A 24,235-nucleotide genomic window follows, 5' to 3' on the forward strand; every position below is an offset into this window, starting at 1 on the left:
GTCCGGGATGCGGCGAGCGGAAAAGAAGTGCGTCCCTGAACTTTGTCAGGTGCCGCTCCACCCATTCCCGACCTGACACAGTCACCGGCCGTCCCTTGCCCCACCCGCGGGGTGCTGCGGAAACTCGCCTGAGCCGACTGCGGGAGCCGACCGGGCCCCGCCCCCGTGTGCAGGAACGGAGGCCTTTTCTTGAGTTTCGAGGAGCAGTGGTCGCGCCGGGTCGTCCACGTGCCGCCCGGCGCGGGGCCGAGCCGATGGGCCTTCGGCGACCGCTACACGATCAAGTCGGGCCTGCACAACACCGGTCCGGGCTTCTTCATGATGGAGGCCCTGGTACCGCCGGGTGGTGGGCCGCCCCCGCACATCCACCACCGCGAGGACGAGGCGTTCTACGTGCTGGAGGGCGAGGTCTCCCTCTTCGACGGCACGGAGAAACTCGCCCTGGGAGCAGGTTCGTTCGTGCATGTCCCGCGGGGCTCCGTGCACAACTTCACGAATGTCGGTGACGAGCCGTCGAAACTCCTCATCATGTTCGTCCCCGGCGGCAAGGACGGATTCTTCCTGGGCGCGGGCGTCTCCGCCGACGACGGTGCCCCGCCGCCCCCGCAGGCCCAGTACGACCTCGATGTGGAAAGGGCCCTGCGGGTGGCCGCCGAATTCGGTGACGAGTACCTCGGATGACCCCGCAGCCAGGAGCACCCACCCCGTGACAGAGACGCTGGAGACTGCCATGCCCGCGCCCGCCGGACTCATCGACGTCCACCACCACGCCGTGCCGCCGGAGTACGCCGCCGCCCTCGCCGACCGGGTGGCCATCCCCGGCGTCGACTACCCCCACTGGTCGCCCGAGGAGAGCCTGGAGGTGATGGACCGCCACGGCATCGACGCGGCCGTGCTCTCCATCACCGCGCCGGGCGTGACGTTCGTCGAGGGCGACGACGCGCGCAAGCTCGCCCGCACGGTCAACGAGTACTTCGCCGGGCTGATCGCGGCCCACCCGGCCCGGTTCGGCGCGTTCGCGATCCTGCCGCTGCCGGACGTCGACGCGGCCCGTGAGGAACTCCACCACGCCGTCGACGAACTGGGACTCGACGGGGTCGGCCTGCTCACCAGTTACGGCAGCCGCTACCTCAACGACCCGGCCTTCGAACCGCTGCTCGCCGAGATCGCCGAGCGCGGACTCGCCGTCCACGTGCACCCGGTGGTGCCGCCCTCCGCGGACCTCGTCACCTTCGACCTACCGCCCTCGCTCTACGAGTTCACCTTCGAGACGACCCGCACGGTGGCCGGCCTGCTCTTCGACGGCGTCCTCGACCGGCTGCCCGGCCTGCAGCTGATCCTCTCGCACGCCGGCGGCACCCTGCCGTTCCTCGCGCAGCGGCTCACGCACGGGCCCACCATCGGCGCGTACCTCACCGGGCGGGCACCCGCCGACGTGGTCGGCACGCTGCGCCGCCTGCACTACGACATCGCGATGTCCGCGAACGCCTTCGCCCTGCCCGCGCTCACCGAACTCGCCGGCACCGAACACATCCTGTACGGCAGCGACTTCCCGTTCATGCCGGCGTCGCACACCACCGAGAACACCGACGGCTTCCGCGCGTACGCGGGCTGGGACGAGACCCAGCGGGCCGCCGTCGGGCGGGCCAACGCGCTGCGGCTGCTGCCGCGCCTCGCGGAGCGGATCGCCCGGCATGCGTGACCGCCGGGACGCCGAGGCCGCACCACCCATCGAGACCGCACCACCCCTGAGACCGCACCACCCCTGAGACCGCACCACCCTGTACAGAAAGGTCCTTCCACGTCATGAGCACGGAACAGATCGGGATGCCGAGCCGCCGCCGGATCCTGGGCGGCGCGGCCGCCCTCGGTGCCGGCGCGGTCGTCACCGTCGGAGCGGGCCCCGCTCTCGCGGCGCCGCGCCCGCCGGCGGGAACACCGGCCCCGGCCGTACCCGGTGCGGTGCCGCAGCCGGGGCCGGCCCCGGAGTTCGGCGCCGCCACGGTCACCCCCGCCGACGCCCGCTACCGCGACCTGGTGCGCGGCATGAACCAGCGCTGGGTCGGCAGCCCGGAGTCGGTGCGGGTCGTCGACTCCACCGCCCAGGTGCTCGCGGTGGTGCAGGAGGCGGCGCGGGCCGGCAAGAAGCTGACCGTGCACAGCGGCGGGCACTGCTACGAGGACTTCGTCTTCAACGCCTCCACCCGGATCGTCCTCGACATGTCCGAGATGACCTCGGTCTCCTGGGACGACCGGTTCAAGGCCTTCGCGGTCGAGGCCGGTGCGACCCTGCTGGACGTCTACGAGCGCCTCTACAAGGTGTGGGGCGTCACCGTGCCCGGCGGCATGTGCTACTCCGTCGGGGCGGGCGGGCACGTCAGCGGCGGCGGCTGGGGCATGCTGGCCCGCGAGCACGGGCTCATAGTCGACCACCTGTACGCCGTCGAGGTCGTCACGGTCGACGCGGCCGGCACCGCCCGCGTCGTGGTGGCGACCCGGGAGCCGAACGACCCCGAGCGTGACCTGTGGTGGGCCCACACCGGCGGTGGCGGCGGCAACTTCGGCGTCATCACCCGCTACTGGTTCCGGTCGCCGAAGGCCGTCGGCACCGCTCCCGGGCAGGCCCTCCTCCGGCCCCCGGCCGAGGTCTTCATCAGCGCGATCTCCTGGGACTGGGCGCAGGTCACCGAGGCGGCCCTCACCCGGCTCACCCGCAACTTCGGTGCCTGGCACGTCGCCAACTCCGCGCCGGGCGGCCCGTACGGCGGTCTGATGAGCTTCCTCAAGCTCAACCACCGCTCCAACGGCCAGATCGGTCTGCTCACGCAGATGGACGCGACGGTGCCGAACGCCGAGCAGCTGCTGCACGACTTCATCGCGGCCGTCACCGAGGGCGTCGACATCCCGACCGGTCCGGTCACCACCGCCATGGGCGAGCACGGCCCGATGCCCGAGTACTACACGCCGCAGCGCATGCCGTGGCTGCAGTCGGCCCGCTACCTGGGCACCACCAACAGCACCCTGGTCGACCCGAGCCTGCGCGGCGACTACAAGTCGGCCTTCCACAAGCGGAACCTGACGGACGCGCAGATCGCGACGTTCTGGAAGCACCTCACCCGCACCGACCTCGACAACCCCGGTGCGATGGTGCTGCTCAGCTCGTACGGCGGCGCGGTCAACGCGGTGGCGCCGGGCGCGACGGCGACCGTGCACCGCGACTCCGTCTTCAAGCTGCTCTTCCAGAGCTACTGGCCGTCGGCGGCCGACGACGCGGTGAACATCGGCTGGCTGCGCGACGCGTACGAGGAGACGTACCGCACGACGGGCGGGGTGCCGGTGCCCGGCGACACCACCGACGGCTGCTACGTGAACTACTGCGACATCGACCTCAACGACCCGCAGCACAACCGCTCCGGCGTGCCCTGGTACACGCTCTACTACGGCGCCAACTACCCGCGTCTGCAGCAGGTCAAGGCGAAGTACGACCCGAAGGACCGTTTCAACCACGGCCAGTCGATCCGGCTGCCGTAGCGCCACCGGCACACGGAAGGCGCCTCGGGCGCACGGAAGGGCCGCCCGGCACGGGAACGACCGTGCCGGGCGGCCCTGTGGTCAGGAGCCTGTGGTCAGGAGCCTGTGGTCAGGGGGCGGCGGGTTCGCCGATCCAGGTCCGCAGGGCGGCGGTGAGGGAGGCGGCGTCGCGGTCGGGGTCGGTGGCGCTCCACGCGGTGTAGCCGTCGGGCCGCACCAGCAGGGCGTCGGCGGGCGGTGCGTCGGTGACCGCCGTGACGGTGACCACCCGGGGGCCCCAGGGAGCGGCGGCCGCCCGCAGGTCCGCGCGGTCGGCGAGGTCGAGCAGCAGGGGCTTCGCGGCGCGCAGCAGCCGGGCGACGCCGGTGCGGGCCGCCGGGGTCTTCAGCGGCAGGTCGGGGGTGAGCCGGCCGGCCAGCGGGTCGGTGTGCGGTCCGGTGTCGTAGTGCACGCCCTCGCCGCTGATCATGCCGGAGAGGTAGGTGTTGACCTGCGGCATGTGCATGAGCCGGACGAAGAGGTCGCGCAGCGCGTCCGTGCGGGGGTCGGGGTTCATCAGGGCGACCTGGGCCCGGACGTTCCACAGCACTTCGGCGGCGGCCGGGTGGCGTTCGGCGTGGTAGGTGTCGAGCAGTCCGGCGGGGGCGTCGCCGCGGACCTCGGCGGCGAGCTTCCAGCCGAGGTTCACGGCGTCCTGCAGCCCGAGGTTGAGGCCCTGGCCGCCCGCCGGGAAGTGCACGTGCGCGGCGTCGCCCGCGAGCAGCACCCGGCCCGAGCGGTACTGCTCGGCCTGCAGCGCCGCGTCGCTGAAGCGGGTGAGCCAGCGCGGGGAGGCCATCGGCACCGGGCGGCCCGCGATGCGCTCGGTCTCGCCCTGCAGCTCGGCGAGCGTCACGGGTGCGCCGCGGTCCGGGTGCGGCCCGCGGAAGTCGTACGTCGACACCCGGCTGCGGCCGTACGGGTTGAGCCAGACGAGCGTCCAGCCGCGTTCGTTGCGCTGCCAGCCGGCGGGCGCGTCGTACGGGTCGAGGAGTTCGACCTCGCCCATGAGGGCGCCCACCCCGGCGGGGGTGCCGGTGAAGCGGATGCCGCTGAGCTGCCGTACGGCGCTGCGGGCGCCGTCGCAGCCCACCGCCCACCCGGCGGTCACCGGGCGGGTGGTGCCGGTGCCGTCGCGGACGGTGAGGTGCACCCGGTCGTCGTCCTGCCGGATGCCGACGACCTCGGCGCCGCGCACGATGCGGGTGCCGAGCGCCTCGGCGAGCCGGGCGAAGACCTGCTCGGCGTACGCCTGCGGGCTGCCGACCATCGCGGGCCCCTCGTCGACGACCGCGGCGAGGTCGAGCTCGAACATCCCGCCGAAGTGGAACGGTACGGGGCCGCGGCTGTACCGCGCCTTGTGCGGGCCCGGCTGGACGGCCTCCAGGAGTCCGCGCCGGTGCAGGGTCTGCGCGGTGCGCGCGTGCAGCGTGCCGGCCTTGGACTCGCCGGTGGGGCGGGGCAGTTGCTCCAGCACGGTGGTGCGGATCCCCTGCAGCGCCAGCTCGTACGCCAGCAGCATGCCGACGGGGCCGCCGCCGATCACGGCGACGTCGGTGTCCAGCGGCCCGGTGCCGGGCCGGCCGCCGGCGGGGCGGGAGGCGGCGGGGCGCGGGGTGCCCGGGCGCCCGGTGTCCACGGGCTCGGGGGAGGGGGCTTCGGGGGACATGCGGTCGACCTCCGGGAGGGGTGGGATCGTCGGGATCTGCGGCGGACGGCAGGCGCGGCGGGGAGCGGGGACGGCCGTGCCCCCGCTCCCCGCCGCGCCCGGGCCCGGTCAGGCCTGGCTGCGGGCGCCGGCCGGGGCGGTGCCGGCGTGGCGGTCGGCGGGCCCGGCGGCCGCATCGGGCGAAACGGGGCCGGTCGGCAGGGCCGGCCGCCGGCCGGGCAGGGCGAGGGCGACGATCGCGCCGAGCAGGATGCCGGCGGCCGCCACGTAGACGGCGGTGCGGGTGCCGTCGGCCATCGCGGTGCGCAGCAGGTCGCCCTGCAGGCCGTCGGTGCCGGAGTTGGCGATGGCGATGAGGACGGCCAGGCCGACGGCGCCGCCGATCTGCTGGGTGGTGGAGGCCATGCCGGAGGCGATGCCCTGCTCGTGCGCGTCGACGCCGGACGCGGCGGCGATCCACATGCCGGTCCAGGTGATGCCCTGGCCGATGCCGGAGACCACCAGACCGGGCACGACCGAGCCGTAGCCGCCGTCGGCCGCGATGCCGAATGCCAGGACGGCGGTGCCGACGGTGCCGACGAGGAGGCCGGTGAGCAGGGTGGTGCGGGTGGCGGTGCGGGTGGCCATCCGCTCGCCGATCTGGGTGCCGGCGGCGATGGAGAGCGACGGGACGAGGAAGGCGAGGCCGGTCTGCAGCGCGCTGAAGCCGTGCACGCTCTGGAAGAGCACGGTCAGGAAGTACGGCAGGGCGCTGAAGGTGCCCATGAAGATGAAGGTGACCGCCATGCCGGCCGCCAGGCTGCGGTTGCGGAACAGCCGCAGCGGCATGAGCGGGTCCTTGCTGCGGGCCTCGATCAGGGTGAAGAGTCCGAGGAGCAGGACGGCCGCGACGGCGCTGACGACGATGCCGGCCGAGCCCCAGCCGCTCTCCGGGCCCTGCACGAGCACGTACACGAGCAGGGTGACGCCGGCGGTGGCGGTGACGGCGCCCGGCAGGTCGAAGCTGCGGCGCTCGCCGGAGCGGCGGTCGCGCGGGATGACGGTGAGGGCGGCGATCGCGACGATGCCGGCCAGCGGCACGTTGACGAAGAACACCGACGCCCAGCCGAAGGCGCCGGTGAGCACGCCGCCGAGCAGGGAGCCCAGGGTGAGGCCGCTGGCCCCGGCGCCGCCCCACACGGCGAGTGCGCGGTTGCGCTGCGGGCCCTCCGCGAACAGCGTGTTGATGAGCGAGAGGGTGGCGGGGAAGAGCAGTGCGCCGCCGAGGCCCTGCACGGCGCGCACCGCGACCATCGTGCCGGGGTCGCCGGCGAACCCGCCGACCAGGGACGAGAGCGCGTACAGGCCGAGGGCGAGGACGAACATGTTGCGGCGGCCGAGCAGGTCGGCGGCCCGGCCGCCCAGCAGCAGGAACCCGCCGAAGGCGACCGCGTAGGCGCTGACGACCCACTGGAGGGACTGGTCGGTGAAGCCGAGCTCGGCGCCGATCTCGGGCAGGGCCACGTACACGATGTTGAAGTCGAGCGAGATGATCAGCTGGGCGAACGCCAGCAGCGCCAGGACCCAGCCGAGACGCGGGGTTCCGGCACCCGGGTGAGGGGCGGAAGCGGTGGCAGTCATGGGGGTACGACGACCTTTCTCAGGGTACGACGGTACGCGGACGTTCGCACCGTAGGAATGTACGTGGATCGTCGTACGGTTTGGGTGGGCCTGTCAACGGCAGGCCGATGCCCTGTCAGGTCCGCACGCCCCCAGCACTCTTGTGACCTGCGAAAACGAGGGCAGCGGACAGAATTGTTCGACTGTACGAGGACGGCCGGGTTACTTTGGGGCATGGCTGTCACCCACCCCACCCGGGACAACATCACCCTGGAGAACCTCTTCGTGGCCCTCGGCAACCCCATGCGGCTGCGGGTCGTCCGCGCCCTGGCCGCCGGCGGCGAGCACCCCTGCGGCGCGCTGCTCACCGGCGTCTCGAAGTCGACCCTGACCCACCACTGGCGGGTGCTCCGCGAGGGCGGCCTGATCTGGCAGAAACCGTCCGGACGGGAACTGCTGCTCTCGCTGCGGCGCGAGGACCTCGACGCCCGCTTCCCCGGCCTGCTCGACTCCGTGCTGGCCGCCATCGACTCCGCCGACGCCGCGGGCCCCGCGCCCGCCGCCGTCGGGGGATCCGCTGCTGCGGACGGGACCGCCGGCCCCGCCGGGCGGTGAACACCGCGGTGCCCGCCCGCCGGCGGCTCCGGGCCGGTCCGCCCCCGCCCCCGCCTGCCGTCCTGCCCGCCGTCCCGTCCGCGTCTGTTCAGTCCGCGCCCGTTCTGCCTGCGCCCCATCGTGCCGCCCGGGCCCGCGGGGTCCGGCCGGACCTGCGCAAACACGGGCCGCCCGGTGGTGCCGGACAGTCACGGACCGGTCACGCGGGAGCTTGACCGTACTCCGGGTGGGCACATATGTTCTCCTTGCGCCGGGCTTGATTCGCGAGTGGCGGGGGTTGTCGGTGTGGAGCGGTACGAGGCGGCCTCGCCGACCGACCCTGCGCTGACGGTCCTTCAACTACTGGCCTCGGGCGGGCCGTCGGCCTGTTTCGACGACCTCCTGCTGGACGCCGTGGGCCGTGGCGCGCCCACCGCCGAACTCGCCGCGCTCCGTGCCGCGGTGGATCTGGCCCGCACCGCCGGGGCGGTCCTCGCCCCCGGCCTGCCGCCCGCCACCGCATCCGCCGCGCCGGACACCGTCCGGCTGCGCCGGGCCGCGGCCCGCGCCCGCCACCTCCACGCGGTGCACGGCGAACTCACCACCGCCGTGCTGAACGGCGGCGACGTGCACGGCGTCGTCCGGCAGGCCTCCGGCGCGCTCGGCGGCGACCTCCTCGTGCGCGACGCCGCCGGCCGCACCCTCGCCGGCGCCGGCTCGGTGACCGCCCTGGACCAGCTCGCCGCCGAGGCCGTGCCGCCGGCGCCGCACACCGGCGGCCCGGTACCCGTCCTGTCCGCAGGCGTCCGGGCCGCCGCGGTCACCGCGGGCGGCCGCCACCGCGGTGTGCTCCTCCTCCGGACGGACCGCGCCCTCGACGAGTCCGAGGAGTGGTTCCTGCAGGCGGTGGCCCAGACGGTCGGCCTCCTCACCCTCCTCGCCGACCGCAGCACCGCCGTCGCGGAGGGCCCGCTGCGCGACGAACTCTTCGAGGACCTCCTCGCCGGTCCCGCCCGCTCCGCCCGCCAGCTCGGCGAACGCGCCCGAAGACTCGGCATCGACCCCGGCGCCCCGCACGTCGTGCTCGTCGCCCGTCCCGAGGGCGGCGAACAGGGCAAGGCCATCGTCTGGGCATCCTCGTACGCGTACCGCATGGCCGGGCTCAAGTCGCAGCACGGCGACTGCATCTCCCTGCTCGTGCCCGGCTCCGACGCCTCCGCCGCCGCCCGTGCCGTCTCCGGTGAACTCACCCCGCTGCTCGGCCACCCCGTCTCCGTCGGCGCGGCCGGTCCCGCCGCCGGACTCGACGCCGTCGCCGGACTCCACCGGGAGGCCGTCCGCTGCCTGGAGGTGCTGATCGCCCTGGACGGCGCCGGCAGCACCGCCTCCACCGAGGACCTCGGCTTCGTCGGCCTGCTGCTCGCCGAGGACAACGACATCGGCGGCTTCATCGACTCCGCCCTCGGCCCCGTGCTCCAGTACGACAACGAGCGGTTCACCGACCTCGCGCGCACCCTGGAGGTCTACTTCGCCGCCGGCGGCAGCCCCACCCGGGCCGCCGAGACGCTGCACGTCCACGCCAACACCGTCTCCCGCCGCCTGGAGCGGATCGGCGAACTCCTCGGCCCCGGCTGGCAGAAGCCGGAACGCGCACTGGAGATCCAGCTCGCACTCCGGTTGCTGCGCACCCAGGACGTCCTGCACCGGCAGCGCGCGGCCCGGCCGCGGGCCGCCGGCATGCCCCAGCACCCCCGCGGCGAGCACGGCCTGACGCCCGACGGCCGGCACGTCTGAGCCCGCCGCGTCACCGGTTCCGGGCGCGACCCCGGGCGCGGTGCCGCGCCGGGTGCCCGTGCCCCGCCGTCACTCCGTGCCCCGCCGTCACTCCGTGCCCCGCCGTCACTCCGTGCCCTGCCGTCACCCCGTGCCGTCCTGCCCGTGGTCACGCCGCCCGGGGCGGACAGGGGCCGGTGTCCTGCGCCGGCAGCCGGGCCGCGGAGCGGCCGGTGACGTGACCGGACGACTCCCGCCGGCTGCCCGCCAGCACGGCCACCGCGTGCGCGGCCGAGGCCAGCGTGATGTGCCGGTGCCAGCCGCCGAACGAACGCCCCTCGAAGTCCTTCAGGCCCGCCTCCGCCCCGGTGCCGCCGAGCGCGTGCCCGACCCGGCCCGCCAGGTCGGTCAGTTGCACCAGCGTGCCGCGCGACGCCGCGGTCATGTTGGTGAGCCACAGCTCCGCGGGCGGCCGGTGGGCGTCCCGCCACCGGCCGAGCAGCACGACCTCGCCGGTCGACGGGCCCCCGCCCGGCTCCTTCGCGGGCGTCACCCGGACGGTCGCCGCAAGCCCGCTGCGCAGCACGGACGGATCCCGCGGGTCCGTCCAGGCCGTGGGTCTGCGCAGGCCCTTGACGGACTCCAGGATCCGGCGGGCCGTGAGCGGGCCCATGCCGTAGCCCGGCAGGACCGTACTCCCCACCGTGAAACGGGCGTTGGCCGCGAGCCGGGCGATCACCGGCACCCCGGCCCGGGTGAAGCGCTGCACCGACGCGGCCGCGTGCGCCGAGCAGATGTCGAGCACGACCGGCCGGGCCGGCGGTGACCAGGCCAGGATGTCCTCCAGCACGGCCGCCGCGCACTCCTCCGGCGTCTCGCCCCCCACCCCGCCCGGGATCTCCACCCGGTCGCGGCGGGCGGGGTCGCCGGCCCACGAATCGGGCAGCAGCAGGCGCCAGTTCACCGGCGTGCTCAGCGTGTCCGCGGCGAGCCAGACGCCGAACGCCTGCTGACCGTAGAACTCCCGTCCCCGGTGCGGGTCGAAGCCGTGGTCGACGCCCACCGAGTGCTTCCCGGCCTTGGGGATCGGCATCGGCCGCACCACCCAGGCGCGCGGGGTCACCGCTGCCTCGACGTAGGCGGCCAGCGCCGCCCGTACGGGCATCCAGTCCCAGGTCGAACTGCTGATGAAGTGGTGGATCCGCTGCTCCGCCGCCGGGCTGCCGAGCCCGGCGGCGATGTTGCGGATCGACTTGCGGCCCTCGGTGCCCAGCAGCCCCCGCAGGTACTGCTCGCCCCGCTGGCGCTGGTCCCGCCGCGGGAGCGAGGCGAAGAGCGCGTCGGACAGCTCCTGCACCACCACCTCCCGCAGCACCCGCCCGTAGCCCGCGGGTTGCGGCAGCTGCCGGGGGGAGAACAGGTCGAGCGTCGATCGTTCGTTGCAGACAGGGATGTTCACGTCACTCCCACCGCGTTACGCGCGAAATCCGGTTCGTCCCTTCAAGCCTGCCTGCGGGGCGGCTCCCGGAGGAGGTGGGCAGGCCACCTGATTCGGGCGGGGGACGGTTGTTGCGGCACCCGGTGCCCCCGGACTTTGTCAGGTCGCCGGCCGCCGCAGGAGGCTGCGCCGCGCATCCGGGCACGCCGGAACGCCGCCGGGGCCGGTGCCCGCGGCGGCGGCGGGGCGGGGCCGGCGGGCGTCCCGGCAGGCGCCGGCTGGGAAGACGATCATCGGTCAGGAAGGACGGGTGCCCTGCTCGGCCGACGTACCGGCCCCGCATCGAACATGCTGAAGCATGTAGTTCTCTGTTGCAAGTCATGCGCAATAGAGTGTCCCTCGCATGATCCGTACCGATGAAGAGGACATCACCTGATGGGCGTCTACTCGCTTCCCGACCTTCCGTACGACTACTCCGCGCTGGAGCGTGCCATGTCGGCGGAGATCCTGGAACTGCACCACTCCAAGCACCACCTGGCCTACGTCAACGGCGCCAACACCACGCTGGAGCAGCTCGCCGAGGCCCGCGACAAGGAGCAGTTCGGCGGGCTGGTGGGCCTGCAGAAGACCCTCGGCTTCCACCTGTCGGGCCACGTCCTGCACTCGCTGTTCTGGGAGAACCTCTCCCCGGACGGCGGCGGCCGCCCCGACGGCGCCCTCGCCGACGCCATCACCGAGCACTTCGGCTCCTTCGACGCCTTCAGGAAGCAGCTCACCGCCGCCACCGTCGGCGTCCAGGGCTCCGGCTGGGGCATCCTCTCCTGGGAGCCCCTCGGCAAGCGCCTGATCGTCGAGCAGGTCTACGACCACCACGGCAACGTCGGCCAGGGCACCACCCCGCTGCTCGCCTTCGACGCCTGGGAGCACGCCTACTACCTGCAGTACAGGAACGTCCGCCCCGACTACGTCACCCGCCTGTGGGACGTCGTCGACTGGCAGGACGTCACCACCCGCTTCACCGCGGTCGCGGGCGGCTGAGCCGCTCCTGACGGTTCCGGCCTCCGGCTCCGGCTCCGGTGCGGTACGGCGGTGGCCCGCCGTACCGCCGTGCCGTCAGCTGCAGTGCACCGCACGGCTGCCGAGGCTGCTCGCCGTGGTGCCGGTGGCGCCGCCCCAGGTGATGCTGCCGTAGCCGGTGATGCAGGTGGACGCGGCGGCCACCCGCACCGGCCCCGCGTACATCGTGAAGTTGCCCTCGTCGGTGCTGGTCGTCCCGGCCACCTTGGTGCACGTCGCGGCTGCCGCGGCGTTGCTGCACCGGCTGATCGACGCCTTCACCGCGGACGCCGTGCCGTAGCCGCTGTTGACCGTCTTGATCGTGGCCGCGCAGTTCCGGCCGCTCGTGTTGTCGAACCAGATGTAGAAGTAGCCGAGCACGGCGCCGCTGCCGGTCTTCACCGGATAGCTGCCGACCAGCCCGCCGCTGCAGCCGTATGCGGCTGCGCCGGTTCCGGGCGACGGGGGCGCCTTGGTCGGCGCCACGGTGGTGGGACGGGCCGTGGTCGGTGCCGCGGTGGTGCCCGGCGCGGCCGGACCGGTGGTGGCGCCGCCCGGCCGGGTCGCCGTGCCCGTGGGCGATGCGGGGGCGCCGGTGGCACCGGCCGCCGACGGGCTGCCGGACGCCGCGGGGCCGGAAGGCGTGCTGCCGTCCGAGGCCGCCGCCGAGGCCGGGGCGGTGCCCGGCGGGTCGGTGGCGGCCGCACCGGTGTCGAGCGGAGCTCCGGCGGCAGCGGCGGAGGAGGCGGCCCCGGGCCGTCCCGCGGCGATGTCCGGTCCGGTGTCCCGGCTGCCGATCACCCAGGTGAGGCCCGCGACCAGGGCGAGGGCCAGCGCGGCGCTCCCCGCCACGACACCGGCGCGGCCGCCTGCCCGTCGGCGCCACCAGGGCTCCTCCTCGAACGCCTCGAAGGGGGTGAACGTTTCGGTGACCGTGAAGCCCGGGGGAGGCGTGAACGCCTGCTCGGGCGTGAGTCCGTGCGCGGGGGTGAAGGGTGCGCCGGGGGCGAGCGCTGCACCGTCGGCCGGCGGTGCGTCGGCCGTGCCCGCCGACCCGGACGCGGATGGCGCCCCGGACGTGAGTGCCGCGTCCGGCGTGAACGGCGCATCGGGCATGAAGGCTGCATCGGGCGTGAACGCTGCATCGGGCGTGAACGCTGCATCGGGCGTGACCGGCGCGGCGGTGGCCGGGAACCCGGCGGCGTACGGCGACGCGGCGGCGGCAGCGGCCCGCACGTCCTCGGAGAGTCCGCCCAGTTCGGCGGCCACCTCGTGCGCGTCCGCGGGCCGGTCCTCCGGCGCCTTGGCGAGCAGCCGCAGCACGAGTGCGTCGAGCCCGGCGGGCAGGCCGGGACGCTGCCGGCTCGGCGGCGCCGGGGTCTCCCGCAGGTGCGCGCCGAACTGGACGGTCACCTCGCGGTGGCCGAACGGCGCGGCGCCGGTGAGGAGATGGTGGAGCACGCAGCCGATCGCGTACAGGTCGCTGCGGTGGTCCACGTCGCCGGTCCCGCGTACCTGCTCCGGCGACATCCACGGGACGTCGGTGAGCACGGTGCCCCCGCCGTTCCCGGCACCCGCGGCACCCGCGGAGCCTGGCCCGCCCGCGCCGGGTGCCCCGGGAGCGGGGGCAGCGGCGGTGGCCGTGTCGATCGCGAGGCCGCGGATCTTCACCGTCCCGGCCGGGGTGAGGAGCAGGGCGGCGGGCCGGATGCGGCGGTGCACCAGCCCGGCCGCGTGGGCCGCCGCCAGGCCGTCGCACGCCTGGCGGATCCACTCGGTGGCGCGCGCCGGGTCGGGGACGCCGTCACCGGCGAGGACCTCGTCGAGGCCGCGTCCCGCTTCGGGTCCGGTGACGGCGTACACCTGGCCGGTGGCGTCGTCCCGGCCGGCGGCGATGACGCGTACGAGGTGGGGGTGGTCCGGCAGGGCGGCCGCGGTGCGGGCCTCGTCGAGGATCCGCCCGGCGGTGGCGGGGTCGGCGGCCGGTCCCGCGAGGAGCGTGACCGTGACGGTGCGGTGCTCCTCGTGGTCGTGGGCCGTCCATGCGGACGTTCTCCCGCCGTGCTGCCGTTCCCTCAGTTCGTAGCGTCCGTCGATCAGCTGGCCTTCCACGGCGCGTCCCCTTTCCCGGCCGGTACGGCACCATCGAATGATCGTCCGAGAACCTATCGGGTCGCGCCGGCGCGGCGTCACGCGGGAGGCGGGAAGGCGTCTACGGCCCGTCGGCCGCCGCGGCGCTGCCCTCGACGGGACGCGGACGCCGGACGCCCCGACCGCCGGCGCCTCCGCCCGGAACCCCGTCCCCGCCCGGCCCTTCGGCGGCCGGGCCGTCGGCGCGTCCGCCCGCCCAGGAGGCCAGCAGGCGGAGGGCGTCGGCGGAGGGTGTGCCGGGCTCGGCGTGGTAGGTGAGCAGCACCTGGTCCGGGTCGCCCGGGGGCCGGAACATCTCGTACCGGAGCGTGAGGCGGCCGACGACGGGGTGGTGGAGTTCCTTCACGCCGTGGCCCTTGTCGCGGATGTCGTGGGTGGCCCAGACTCGGCGGAAGTCCTCGCTCTTGACGGAGAGTTCGCCGATGAGGGAGGTGAGCTTCGGGTCGTCGGGGATGCGTCCGGCGTCCATCCGCAGCCCGGCGACCACGTCGGAGGCCTTGGCCTCCCAGTCGCGGTAGAGGTCGCGCGCGGCCTGGGTGAGGAAGACCTGCCGGGCCATGTTGCGCTGCTCGGGCGGCATCGAGGGGAAGTCCCCGACGAGCGCGCAGGCCAGGGTGTTCCAGGCGAGCACGTCCATGCGCAGGCCGAGCACGTAGGCGGGGACGTCGGCCATGGCGTCGAGGAGCTGCTGGAGCGCGGGTCGTACGCGCTGCGGGCGCTGGGCGCCGCGGGAGCGGCGGGGTACGGGCCGGACGAGCCGGTCGAGGTGGTCGCGTTCCGCCTGGTCGAGCTGCAGGGCGCCGGCGATGGCGTCGAGGACGGCGGTGGAGACGTTCTCGCCGTGCCCCTGTTCGAGGCGGATGTAGTACGCCGTGCTGACGCCGGCGAGTTGTGCGATCTCCTCGCGGCGCAGGCCGGGGACGCGGCGCCGGCCGCCGTACCGGGGCAGGCCGACGTCCTCCGGCCGGAGGCGGGCCCGGCGGGAGCGCAGGAACTCGCTCAGCTCGGTGCGCATGTCCATACCGGAAGTATGAGGGTGAGTCCCGCAGTGGTACGAATGCCGTGCGTACGTCCAGTGGGGGTCTGGTTCCGTCCGGCCGGGTGTTGCAGGCTGCTCCGTATGACCCACACGACTGTCTCCGCCTATGCCGCCCCGTCCCCGAAGGCACCGCTGGAGAAGACGACCGTGCCCCGGCGGGTGCCGGGCGCGCACGACGTCCTGATCGACATCCGGTACTCGGGCATCTGCCACTCCGACATCCACCAGGTGAACGCCGAGTGGGGGGTGGGCACCTTCCCGATGGTGCCGGGCCACGAGATCGCCGGCGTGGTCGCCGAGGTCGGGCCGGAGGTGACCCGCCACGCGGTGGGCGACCGGGTCGGTGTCGGCTGCTTCGTCGACTCCTGCCGCACGTGCGAGAACTGCCGCACCGGGCTGGAGCAGTACTGCACCGGCAGCGGCATGGTCGGCACCTACAACAGCGTCGGCCGTGACGGCGAACCGACCTACGGCGGCTACTCCACGCACGTGGTGGTGGACGAGAACTACGTCCTCCGCATCCCCGGGGCCGTCCCGCTGGATGCCGCGGCGCCGCTGCTGTGCGCGGGCATCACCCTGTACTCGCCGCTGGTCCACTGGGGTGCCGGTCCCGGCACGAAGGTCGCGGTGGTCGGCCTGGGCGGCCTGGGCCACCTCGGGGTGAAGCTGGCCCGTGCGAAGGGGGCCGAGGTCACGGTGCTCAGCCAGTCGCTCCGCAAGCAGGAGGACGGCCTGCGGCTCGGCGCCGACCACTACCGCGCGACGTCGGACCCGTCGACGTTCACGGAGCTGGCCGGCACCTTCGACCTGATCCTCAACACCGTCTCCGCCGACCTCGACCTCGGCGCGTACCTCTCCCTGCTGCGCACGGACGGCACCCTGGTGCAGATCGGTGCCCCGGAGAAGCCGGCCGTGCTCGCCGCCTTCTCCCTGATCGGCGGCCGGAAGTCGGTGGCGGGGTCGATGATCGGCGGCATCCCGGAGACCCAGGAGATGCTGGACTTCTGCGCCGAGCACGGCATCGGCGCCGAGATCGAGGTGATCCGCGCCGACGAGATCAACGAGGCGTACGCGCGGGTGCTGGCCAGCGACGTCCGCTACCGCTTCGTCATCGACACCTCCACCATCTGACGGAGCCCGGCCCCGGCCCGGTACGGCACGGCATCGGCCGCGCCGTACCGGGCCGTGTCGTACCGGGGCGGGCCGGTCGCCCTTGCGTCGGGAAACCGATCGGTTTACCTTGATGGAAACCGATCGGTTTCCTCCGAGGGGAGCACTCCCATGACCGACATCGAGGGCGTCACCGCCATCGTCACCGGCGGCAGCCGCGGCATCGGCCGGGCGCTGGTCGAGGCGCTGTACGCCCGCGGCGCCGCCAAGGTGTACGCCACCGCCCGCGACCCGCGCACCGTCACCCACCCCGACGCCGTCCCGCTCGCCCTGGAGATGACCGACCCCGCGTCGGTGGCCGCCGCGGCCGCACGGGCCCAGGACGTCACCCTCCTGATCAACAACGCGGGCGCCGCGGTCGGGGCGTCCTTCCTCGACGCGCCGGTGGACGACGTCCGCCGTGAGTTCGACACCAACTTCTACGGCCCGCTGCTCACCACCCGCGCGTTCGTGCCGGTCATCGAGCGGAACGGCGGCGGCCACATCCTGACCGTGCACTCGGCGCTCTCCTGGCTCGCCACCGCCGGCTCGTACAGCGCCTCCAAGGCGGCCCTGTGGGCGCAGACCAACGCGCTGCGGCTGGAGCTGCTGCCGCGCGGCATCGCCGTCACCGGGCTGCACGTCGGCTACGTGGACACCGACATGACCGCCCGTGTCGACGGGCCGAAGTCCGACCCCGCGGACGTCGCGGCCCGGGCGCTCGACGGCATCGAGGCCGGTGCGTACGAGGTGCTCGCCGACGAGGTCTCCCGCCGGGTGAAGGCCGGGCTCGCCGGTGACCTCGCCGTGCTCTACCCGCAGCTCACGGCCTGACCGGCCGGCCCCGCGCGATCCGCGGCCCCGGGCGCCCCGCACGACCCGCCCCGGCGCCGTCAGACCGGCAGCAGCCCGCCCACGAGTTCGCCGAGCCGGCGGGTGTTGCGGCAGGCGTACATGTCGACCACGGCGGCGTACTCCTGCGCGGCGGAGTCGCCGGACCCCCAGAGCGAGGCCTGTTCGGGGTTGAGCCAGATGACCCGGCGGGCCCGGTCGGCGACCAGTCGCAGGGCGTCCACGTCGGGATCCCAGCCGTTCGTCCGGGCGTCGCCCAGCACGAGGACGGCGGTGCGCGGGCCGACGGCGTCGAGGTGGCGTGCGGCGAACTCGCCCAGCGCGGAGCCGTAGTCGCTGCTGCCGTGGTAGCCGGTGACGGCCGCGCCGGTGAGGATCCGCTGCGCCAGGCCTGCCGGGTCGGCGGTGCCCGCGGCGACCAGGTCGGTCACCTCGGCGGTGCGGTTGACGAACGCGAACACGCGCACCCGGCTGAACTGGTCGCGCATCGCCCGGACGAGCAGCATCGTGAAGTCGGCGAAGCCCGCGACCGAGCCGGACACGTCGCACAGCAGCACGATCTCGGGCCGGGCCGGCCGGCGCCGGCGGTACGCCGGGCGCAGCGGTACGCCGCCGGTGCCGAGGGAGCGCCGCAGGGTGCGCCGGAGGTCGATCCGTCCGCGGGCGGCGCGGCGCCGGCGGGCGGCGAGCCGGGTGGCCAGCTTCCGGGCCAGCGGGTGCACGGTGCGGCGCAGTTCGGCGAGCTGGTCGGTGCCGGCGGTGAGGAAGTCGATCCGGTCGGGGGTGGGGGCGACGGCCCGTTCGGCGATCCGTTCCGTGCCGCGCAGTTCGGCGACCCGGCGCCGGGCCTCGCCGGCGACCATGCCGCGGAAGGCGCGGATCCGGCGGCGGATCTCGTCCTCGACGAGGCGGTCCGTGACGTCGGCGGCGTGGTCAGCGCCCCGGCCGGCCCGGACGGCGGCGAGCACCCGGGCGAGCAGGGTCTCGGGCTGGAGCCGGCCGAGGGTCTGGTAGGCGGACCAGCCGTCCGAGCCGGGCCCGGTGCCGTAGCGGCCGAGCACCTCGACCGCCTCCCGCGCGATCCGGGCCAGCCGCCCGGACGCGGCGGGGTCCGAGGGGTCCGAGGGGTCGGTGGCGGCCAGGGCGGCGGCCAGCCGGTCGCGCAGGTCGGCGACCAGTCCGGCGATCCGGTCGGCGGGGACGTCCGGCGCGCCGGTGCCGGCGCGGCCCTCCTCCCCGGGGCGGGCGGTGCCGGTGGGGGCGCCGACGCCGAGCGGGAAGTAGAGGTCGAAGACGGCGTCGAACACCGGGCGCTGCCCCTCGCCGCGGAGCAGTGCCGCGGCGAGCCCGGCCCGGACGTACGCACGGTCGGTGAGCCCGAGCGCCTGGAGGACGGCTGCGGCGTCGACGGTCTCGGCCGGGCCGATGCGCAGGCCGTGCCCGCGGAGCGCCCGCACCATGCCGGTCAGCCGCTCGGGCAGGCCGTCCGGCGCTCCGCCCCCCTGCCCGCCCGCCGTCCCGCCCGCCTGCCCGGTCACCTGCCCGCCCGCCTGCCCGGTCACGCGGGTGCCAGTTTCGCGGCGGCGCGGATGATGTCGTCCTGGTGCTTGAGCACGACCCCGAGGCTGTCGCGGATCACCGTGTCGTCCAGGGTGTCGGCGCCGAGGGCGAGCAGGGTGCGGGCCCAGTCGACGGTCTCCGCGACGGACGGCGCCTTGCGCAGCTCCATGGCGCGCAGGGCGCCGACGACCTGCACGAGGCCGTCGGCGAGGACCGCGTCCAGGCCGGGCACCAGGAGCCGGACGATGCGCGCCTCCAGGGCTGCGTCCGGGTAGTCGAGGTGCAGGTAGAGGCAGCGGCGGCGGAGTGCCTCGGAGAGCTCGCGGGTGGCGTTGGAGGTGAGCAGCACGAAGGGGTGCCGGGTGGCGGTGATCGTGCCGAGTTCGGGCACGGTGATCTGGAAGTCGCCGAGGACCTCCAGGAGCAGTCCTTCGACCTCGACGTCGGCCTTGTCGGTCTCGTCGATCAGCAGCACGGTCGGTTCGTCGCCGCGGATGGCGGTGAGCAGCGGGCGGGCGAGCAGGAACTCCTCGCCGAAGATGTCGCCGCGGGCGTCGTCCCAGCTCTCGTCCCGGCCGGCGGTGATCCGCAGGAGCTGCTTGGCGTGGTTCCACTCGTAGAGCGCCCGGGCCTCGTCGATGCCCTCGTAGCACTGGAGCCGGACGAGCCGGGCGCCGCCGACCCGGGCGACGGCCTTGGCGAGTTCGGTCTTGCCGACGCCTGCGGGGCCCTCGACCAGCAGGGGCTTGCCGAGGCGGTCGGCGAGGAAGACCGTGGTGGCGACGGCGGCGGAGGCGAGGTAGCCGGCCTCGGCGAGCCGCGCCGAGACGTCCTCCACCGAGGTGAAGAAACCTGTCCCGGCGCCGTGTCCGTCGGTGGCGGCCATCGCGTCAACTCCTGTCCGTGTGAGGCTGTGCGCCCGGCGCGGTGCGCCGTGCGGGGCGAGGTGGGCACGCGTCGGGCGAGGGCGGTGGCGGCGGGTCGGGGCGGGTGGCCCGCTCAGTGCACGCCCGCCGCGTCGAGCAGGGCGGCGGCCGTGGGCACGGCCAGGCCGGGGAGGGTCTCCGCCTGCACGCCGGACCGGGCGGCCGCCCCGTCGAAGAGGAGGGTGAGCCGCCGGGCCAGCAGGTCGGGGTCGGTGGCGCCGCCGGCCTCCGCCTCGCGGCGGAAGTGCTCGGTGAGGCCCTGCTTGACCCGGCCCGCGACGATGCTGGCCGGGTGGCCGGGGTCCTTGAGCTCGACCTGGGCGGCGAGGTAGGGGCAGCCGCGGTAGCCGGGTGCGGCGGAGAGCTCCTCCAGCCGTTCGAAGACGGCGAGCAGGCGGGCCCGGGGCGGCCGCGGGTCGTCGGGCGGGGGCAGGAGGGCGGCGGCGTAGCCGGGGGCCCGGCGTTCGAGGGAGGCGGCCAGCAGGTCGTCCTTGCTCGCGAACAGCTGGTACATGGACCGCTTGGACACGCCGGCGGCCTTGCAGAGCGCGTCGATCCCGGTGCCGACGCCCTGCCGGTAGAAGAGGTCGGCGGCGGCGTCCAGCAGCCGGTCGCGGGGGGAGGGCCTGGCCGTGGTGTCCATACGGCGAGGCTACCGCGCCGGGGCCGCCGGGGAAACCGATCGGTGTACGGCCTCCGGGGGCGGGCCCGGTCCCCGCGGCCGGCGGGTGGTGCACCGTCAGGCGCCCGTGGCCGGGGTGACGGTGCGGCGCAGTTCGCGCTTCAGCACCTTCATGCTCGGGCCGAGCGGCAGCGACTCCGCGATCTCGACCTGCCGGGGGTACTTGTGGCGGCCGAGCCGGGCGGCGGCCCACGCGGTGATCTCGGCGGGGTCCGGCGGTGCGGCCGGGTCGGCGGGCACGACGACCGCGCAGACCTCCTCGCCGTGCACGGGGTGGGGCACGCCGATCACCGCGACCTGGCCGATGCCGGGGTGGCGCATGAGCACGTCCTCGACCTCGCTGGGGTAGACGTTGAAGCCGCCGCGGATCACCACGTCCTTCGTGCGGTCGACGATGGTGACGAAGCCGTCGGCGTCCTTGGTGCCGAGGTCGCCGGTGCGGAACCAGCCGTCGGCCATGGTGGCGGCGGTCTCCTCGGGCAGGTTGTGGTAGCCGGCGAAGACGTTGTGGCCGCGCACCACGATCTCGCCGAGCTCCCCGGCGGGCAGGAACGCCGGCGGGTCGCTCTCCGGCACGGCGATCTCCACGTCGACGCCCCAGATCCGGTGGCCGACCGTGCCGGGCCGGGAGCCGAACTGCGGCTGGTTCACGGTCGCGGTGGGGGAGGTCTCGGAGAGCCCGTACCCCTCGAAGACCGGTGCGCCGAGGTGCTTCTCGACGGCTTCGAGCACGGCGAGCGGCAGGGAGGCGCCGCCGGAGACGCACATCCGCAGGGCGAGCGGGCCGGGCCGCCGCCGGGCGGCCGCCTCGGTCAGGGCGACGTACATGGTGGGCACGCCGTGGAAGATCGTCGCCCGGTGCTCGGTCATCAGTTCGAGGGCGCGTTCCGGCCGGAAGCGGCCCATGAGCACGAGGGTCGCGCCGACCCGGAAGGTGGTGTTCATCGCGACGGTCTGCCCGTAGGCGTGGAACAGCGGCAGGCAGCCGAGGACGACGTCCTCGGAGCTCACGTCGTTGGCGTCGAAGGCGTTGACGACCGCGTTCATCACCAGGTTGAGCTGGGTGAGCACGGCGCCCTTCGACCGGCCGGTGGTGCCGCTGGTGTAGAGGAACACCGCCGCGTCCTCGGGCCGCCGGGTGGCGTACGTGGTGAGCGGGGCGGTCGCGGCGGCCGTGTCCTCCAGGCGGGGCAGCACGCCGCGCCAGGCGGCGTCGGCCTCCGGGGCGCCCTCGGGTCCGCCGACGCTGACGACCGGGATGCTCGCCAGCCAGGCGGCCTCGGCGCCCGCCCCGGCCAGCGACCGGTCGACGAGCAGCAGCCCGGCGCCGCTGTCCTTCAGCACGTACGCCACCTCGGCCGGGGTGAGCAGCAGGTGCACGGGCACCACGACGGCGCCCGCGGCGAGGATCGCGTAGTACGCCCGGGGGAAGTCGACGGTGTTGGGCACCATGAGCGCCACGCGGTCGCCGGGCCCGACGCCGAGTTCGCGCAGGGCGGCGCCGCGGGCGAGCGCGCCCGCCCAGAGCGCCGCGTACGTCTCGTGGAGCGGGCCGTCGACGACGGCCGTGCGGTCGGGGTACCTGCGGGCGGCCTCGGCGAGGATGCAGGCGAGGGACAGGGTCACGGGAGGGCCCTTTCGGGTGTCGGCCGGGTCGGTCCGGCGGTGTGGTGCCCGGGCACGGGGACGCGGCGCGGACGGCGCGGGTGGACGGCGCGGGGCGGGGCGGCCGGCCGGGCGCGGGGCCCGGCCGGCCGGTCCGGTCAGCCCTTCGGCAGCTGGTAGCTGCGTCCGGCGGCGACCTCGTGGGCGGGCTCGACGGTGGTGAGACCGCCGGTGGCCTGCTTGGAGGGCTTCTGCACGAAGGACGCGTACGTGGACGGCTTCGAGGGGTCGCTGAAGTCGAACGGCACGTCGAGGATGTTCAGCGCGGTCTGGGCGCGGTGGGCGGCGGCGATGCCCTCACGGGTGAGCTTCTTGGAGGTGCAGGCGTCGCTCAGCGCCTCGGCGGCGACCTGCGCGGCGACCCAGCCGCTGACGACACCGCTGTCGACGGGGGCGTCGGGGTAGCGCGCCTTGTAGTCCTGCACGAGCTGGCGCATCCGGGAGGTATCGGCGCTCGCGGCCGGGTAGCCGCTGGTGAGGAAGAGCATCTTCTCCAGGGCGGGCGCGGCCGCGCTGTCGAGCAGCTGCGGGGCGAAGCCGGGGGCGCTGGAGACGACCGGCACGAGGAGGCCCTGGGCGGCGGAGAGGCCGACGAGGGACGCGGTCTGCTTGGGGCCGGCGCTGATCAGGATCGCCTTGACACCGGCCTGCTTGAGGGCGGCGACCTGGGCGGCGAGGTCGGTGTCGGTGGCCTTGATCTTCTGGCCGACGATCTCGTAGCCGCTCTGCTGGGCGGCGTAGCGGGCGCCGGCGAGGGCGTTCTCGCCGTACTCGCCCTCGAAGTAGACGTGTCCGATCTTCGCGCCCGCGGTGAGGTGGGCGGTGCGGGTGAGGAAGTCGACGGCGTTGACCATGTCGATGTCGTACGTCGGGCCGACCACCTGCACGTACTCCTGGCCGAGCAGGGTGGACGACCAGCCCAGCGGCAGGGTGAGGATCTTGCGGGCGGCGATGTCCTGCTTGAGGGCGGCGACGACGGGGGAGCCGATGACCTGGGTCAGCATGGCCGACTCCGGCTCGATCTCGGCGAACGCGGCGACGCCCTTCTGCACGTCGTAGCCGTGGTCCTTGACCTTGATCTCGACCTTGCGGCCGCAGATGCCGCCGCTCTTGTCGACCTGCTCCGCCCACATCTGCTGGGCGTTGACGATGCTCTTGCCGAGCGAGGCGTAGACGCCGGTGAGGTCGGTGAGGGCGCCCAGGGTGATGGTGGTGTCGGTGACGCCGGGGCCCATGGCCACGTCGTCCTTGCCGACCCGCTCCGAGGAGGTGCCGGTCTTGGTGCTGCAGGCGGTCGTTGCGAGGAGGAGGACGGCGGCGGCTGCGGCGGATCTGACGAGTCGGTTGTTCTTCACGGGGTCGGCTCCTTGCCGTGCGAGGGGTGGATGGCAGGCGTGGGCGGTGCGAGTGGTGCGGGTGAGGGCGTGGGGGTGGTGCCGGGCCGGCGTCGGACCAGCGAGGCCAGTCCGCCGGGCCGGAGCGTGAGGATCAGCACGATCGCGGCGCCGTAGAGGTACCGGGCGGCCTCGCCGGGGGTGGCCCCGAAGGCGTCGGAGCCGGCCGGGGCGACCAGCGGCAGCCCGTCGGCGTACGTCGTCAGCACCTGCGGCAGCAGGGAGACGAGGACGGCCGCGGCGGCGGCGCCGCCGACCGAGCCCAGACCGCCGATGACGATCATGGCGAGGTAGTCGATGGACAGCGCCAGCCCGAAGTGGTCGGGCACGACGCGCTTGAAGACGAGCGCGGTGAGCGCTCCGGCCGCACCGGCGTAGAGGCAGGAGACGACGAACGCCGCGCAGCGGTAGCGGGCCACCGGCACGCCCATCACGGCGGCGGCCGTCTCGCTGTCCCGGATCGCGCCCAGCGCGCGTCCCGGGCGGCCCTGCCGCAGGCCGTACGCGGTGAACAGGCCGACCGCGACCAGGGCCAGGCCGAGGTACCAGAGGCGTTCGATGCCGCCGAACGGCACCCCGAGCACGGTCAGCCCGCCGGGCGAGGCGTCGCTGAAGGAGAAGCCGAACACCTCCATGGGCGTCACCGCGCGGCCGTTGAAGCCGCCGGTCACCGCGTGGGAGGTGAGCATCACGTGCTGGCCGAGGAAGACCAGGGCGATGGTGGCGACGCCGAGGTACATGCCGCGCAGCCGGCCCGCGATCGGGCTGAACAGCCCGCCCGCCGCCCCGGCCAGCGCGATCGCGAGGACGAACGCGAGCACCGGCGGCAGGCCGAGCCCGGAGAGCCGGCCGGTGCCGCTGCCGGAGGGCTCGCCGGAGAGCCACACGTAGCCGTACGCGCCGACGGCGAGGAAGAACGCGTGGCCGAGCGAGAGCTGGCCGGCGGTGCCGGTGAGCAGGTTGAGGCCGATCGCCCCGAGCACGGCCGCCATCGCGAACAGTCCGCTCTGCAGCCAGAACCCGTCCGCGTAGAGCGGCAGGACGAGCAGCAGCACGACGCCGGCGGCGGCCGCGGCCCGGCGCGGCGACAGGAGCGGTGACAGGAGCGGTGACAGGAG

The 24,235-nt window shown here is 74.6% G+C and carries 19 protein-coding genes; 8 read left to right on the top strand and 11 right to left on the bottom strand.

Going from position 1 to position 24,235, the window contains the following annotated elements; translation table 11 throughout:
* The first annotated feature begins 189 nt into the window (after positions 1 to 189).
* The 3 genes from SNE206_RS02720 to SNE206_RS02730 all read left to right on the top strand — a co-directional run bounded on the left by SNE206_RS02720 (position 190) and on the right by SNE206_RS02730 (position 3,531).
* Complete coding sequence (locus tag SNE206_RS02720) at positions 190 to 681, top strand: cupin domain-containing protein (protein ID WP_407911688.1); 492 nt, start codon at positions 190 to 192, stop codon at positions 679 to 681.
* Positions 682 to 706: 25 nt separating this feature from the next.
* Positions 707 to 1,702 carry an amidohydrolase family protein gene (locus SNE206_RS02725; RefSeq protein WP_407911689.1) on the top strand — a complete coding sequence of 332 codons (996 nt, stop codon included), beginning with the start codon at positions 707 to 709 and terminating at the stop codon, positions 1,700 to 1,702.
* Between the two features lie 104 nt (positions 1,703 to 1,806).
* Positions 1,807 to 3,531 carry an FAD-binding oxidoreductase gene (locus SNE206_RS02730; RefSeq protein ID WP_407911690.1) on the top strand — a complete coding sequence of 575 codons (1,725 nt, stop codon included), beginning with the start codon at positions 1,807 to 1,809 and terminating at the stop codon, positions 3,529 to 3,531.
* A 109-nt stretch (positions 3,532 to 3,640) separates the two neighbouring features.
* Here the strand turns inward: SNE206_RS02730 and SNE206_RS02735 are convergent, their stop codons facing one another.
* Positions 3,641 to 5,239, bottom strand: coding sequence for an FAD-dependent oxidoreductase (locus tag SNE206_RS02735; protein WP_407911691.1), 1,599 nt, complete (start codon positions 5,237 to 5,239; stop codon positions 3,641 to 3,643).
* Positions 5,240 to 5,347: 108 nt separating this feature from the next.
* The gene (locus SNE206_RS02740; protein WP_407911692.1) at positions 5,348 to 6,859 is read right to left on the bottom strand and encodes an MFS transporter; all 1,512 of its coding nucleotides are present in this window, start codon (positions 6,857 to 6,859) and stop codon (positions 5,348 to 5,350) included.
* Between the two features lie 213 nt (positions 6,860 to 7,072).
* Here SNE206_RS02740 and SNE206_RS02745 point away from each other — a divergent pair, with 213 nt between their 5' ends.
* Both SNE206_RS02745 and SNE206_RS02750 read left to right on the top strand, forming a co-directional pair.
* Positions 7,073 to 7,453 carry an ArsR/SmtB family transcription factor gene (locus SNE206_RS02745; protein WP_407911693.1) on the top strand — a complete coding sequence of 127 codons (381 nt, stop codon included), beginning with the start codon at positions 7,073 to 7,075 and terminating at the stop codon, positions 7,451 to 7,453.
* A gap of 285 nt (positions 7,454 to 7,738) precedes the next feature.
* Entirely contained in the window at positions 7,739 to 9,226 is a 1,488-nt protein-coding gene (locus SNE206_RS02750) for a PucR family transcriptional regulator (protein ID WP_407911694.1), read from the top strand.
* A gap of 148 nt (positions 9,227 to 9,374) precedes the next feature.
* On the opposite strand, the gene SNE206_RS02755 is transcribed toward SNE206_RS02750, so the two are convergent.
* Positions 9,375 to 10,664: an IS701 family transposase gene (locus SNE206_RS02755; protein ID WP_407911695.1), complete on the bottom strand. Its 1,290-nt coding sequence runs from the start codon at positions 10,662 to 10,664 to the stop codon at positions 9,375 to 9,377.
* Positions 10,665 to 11,078: 414 nt separating this feature from the next.
* Between SNE206_RS02755 and SNE206_RS02760 the strand changes: the two genes are divergently transcribed.
* Positions 11,079 to 11,681 (top strand): superoxide dismutase, encoded by a 603-nt coding sequence (locus SNE206_RS02760; protein WP_407911696.1) that lies wholly within the window; start codon positions 11,079 to 11,081, stop codon positions 11,679 to 11,681.
* A gap of 75 nt (positions 11,682 to 11,756) precedes the next feature.
* Here the strand turns inward: SNE206_RS02760 and SNE206_RS02765 are convergent, their stop codons facing one another.
* Complete coding sequence (locus tag SNE206_RS02765; protein ID WP_407911697.1) at positions 11,757 to 13,811, bottom strand: protein kinase domain-containing protein; 2,055 nt, start codon at positions 13,809 to 13,811, stop codon at positions 11,757 to 11,759.
* A gap of 100 nt (positions 13,812 to 13,911) precedes the next feature.
* Positions 13,912 to 14,871 carry a helix-turn-helix domain-containing protein gene (locus tag SNE206_RS02770; protein ID WP_407911698.1) on the bottom strand — a complete coding sequence of 320 codons (960 nt, stop codon included), beginning with the start codon at positions 14,869 to 14,871 and terminating at the stop codon, positions 13,912 to 13,914.
* Positions 14,872 to 14,970: 99 nt separating this feature from the next.
* Here SNE206_RS02770 and SNE206_RS02775 point away from each other — a divergent pair, with 99 nt between their 5' ends.
* The gene (locus SNE206_RS02775) at positions 14,971 to 16,020 is read left to right on the top strand and encodes an NAD(P)-dependent alcohol dehydrogenase (RefSeq protein WP_407911699.1); all 1,050 of its coding nucleotides are present in this window, start codon (positions 14,971 to 14,973) and stop codon (positions 16,018 to 16,020) included.
* A 150-nt stretch (positions 16,021 to 16,170) separates the two neighbouring features.
* A complete protein-coding gene (locus SNE206_RS02780) occupies positions 16,171 to 16,872 on the top strand; it encodes an SDR family oxidoreductase (RefSeq protein WP_407911700.1) in 702 nt (233 codons plus the stop codon).
* A 59-nt stretch (positions 16,873 to 16,931) separates the two neighbouring features.
* Here the strand turns inward: SNE206_RS02780 and SNE206_RS02785 are convergent, their stop codons facing one another.
* From SNE206_RS02785 to SNE206_RS02810, 6 genes are all read right to left on the bottom strand, one after another.
* Complete coding sequence (locus SNE206_RS02785; protein WP_407911973.1) at positions 16,932 to 18,350, bottom strand: VWA domain-containing protein; 1,419 nt, start codon at positions 18,348 to 18,350, stop codon at positions 16,932 to 16,934.
* Between the two features lie 98 nt (positions 18,351 to 18,448).
* Positions 18,449 to 19,336: an AAA family ATPase gene (locus SNE206_RS02790; protein WP_407911701.1), complete on the bottom strand. Its 888-nt coding sequence runs from the start codon at positions 19,334 to 19,336 to the stop codon at positions 18,449 to 18,451.
* Between the two features lie 113 nt (positions 19,337 to 19,449).
* On the bottom strand, positions 19,450 to 20,019 hold the full coding sequence (locus SNE206_RS02795; protein ID WP_407911702.1) for a TetR/AcrR family transcriptional regulator: 570 nt from the start codon (positions 20,017 to 20,019) through the stop codon (positions 19,450 to 19,452).
* Between the two features lie 96 nt (positions 20,020 to 20,115).
* The gene (locus SNE206_RS02800) at positions 20,116 to 21,684 is read right to left on the bottom strand and encodes a long-chain-fatty-acid--CoA ligase (protein WP_407911703.1); all 1,569 of its coding nucleotides are present in this window, start codon (positions 21,682 to 21,684) and stop codon (positions 20,116 to 20,118) included.
* A gap of 137 nt (positions 21,685 to 21,821) precedes the next feature.
* A complete protein-coding gene (locus SNE206_RS02805) occupies positions 21,822 to 23,078 on the bottom strand; it encodes an ABC transporter substrate-binding protein (protein ID WP_407911704.1) in 1,257 nt (418 codons plus the stop codon).
* Complete coding sequence (locus SNE206_RS02810; protein ID WP_407911974.1) at positions 23,075 to 24,232, bottom strand: branched-chain amino acid ABC transporter permease; 1,158 nt, start codon at positions 24,230 to 24,232, stop codon at positions 23,075 to 23,077. Before SNE206_RS02810 ends, SNE206_RS02805 begins: the two co-directional genes overlap by 4 nt.
* Between the last annotated feature and the right edge of the window lie 3 nt (positions 24,233 to 24,235).

The sequence above is a fragment of the Kitasatospora sp. NE20-6 genome, assembly GCF_045862635.1.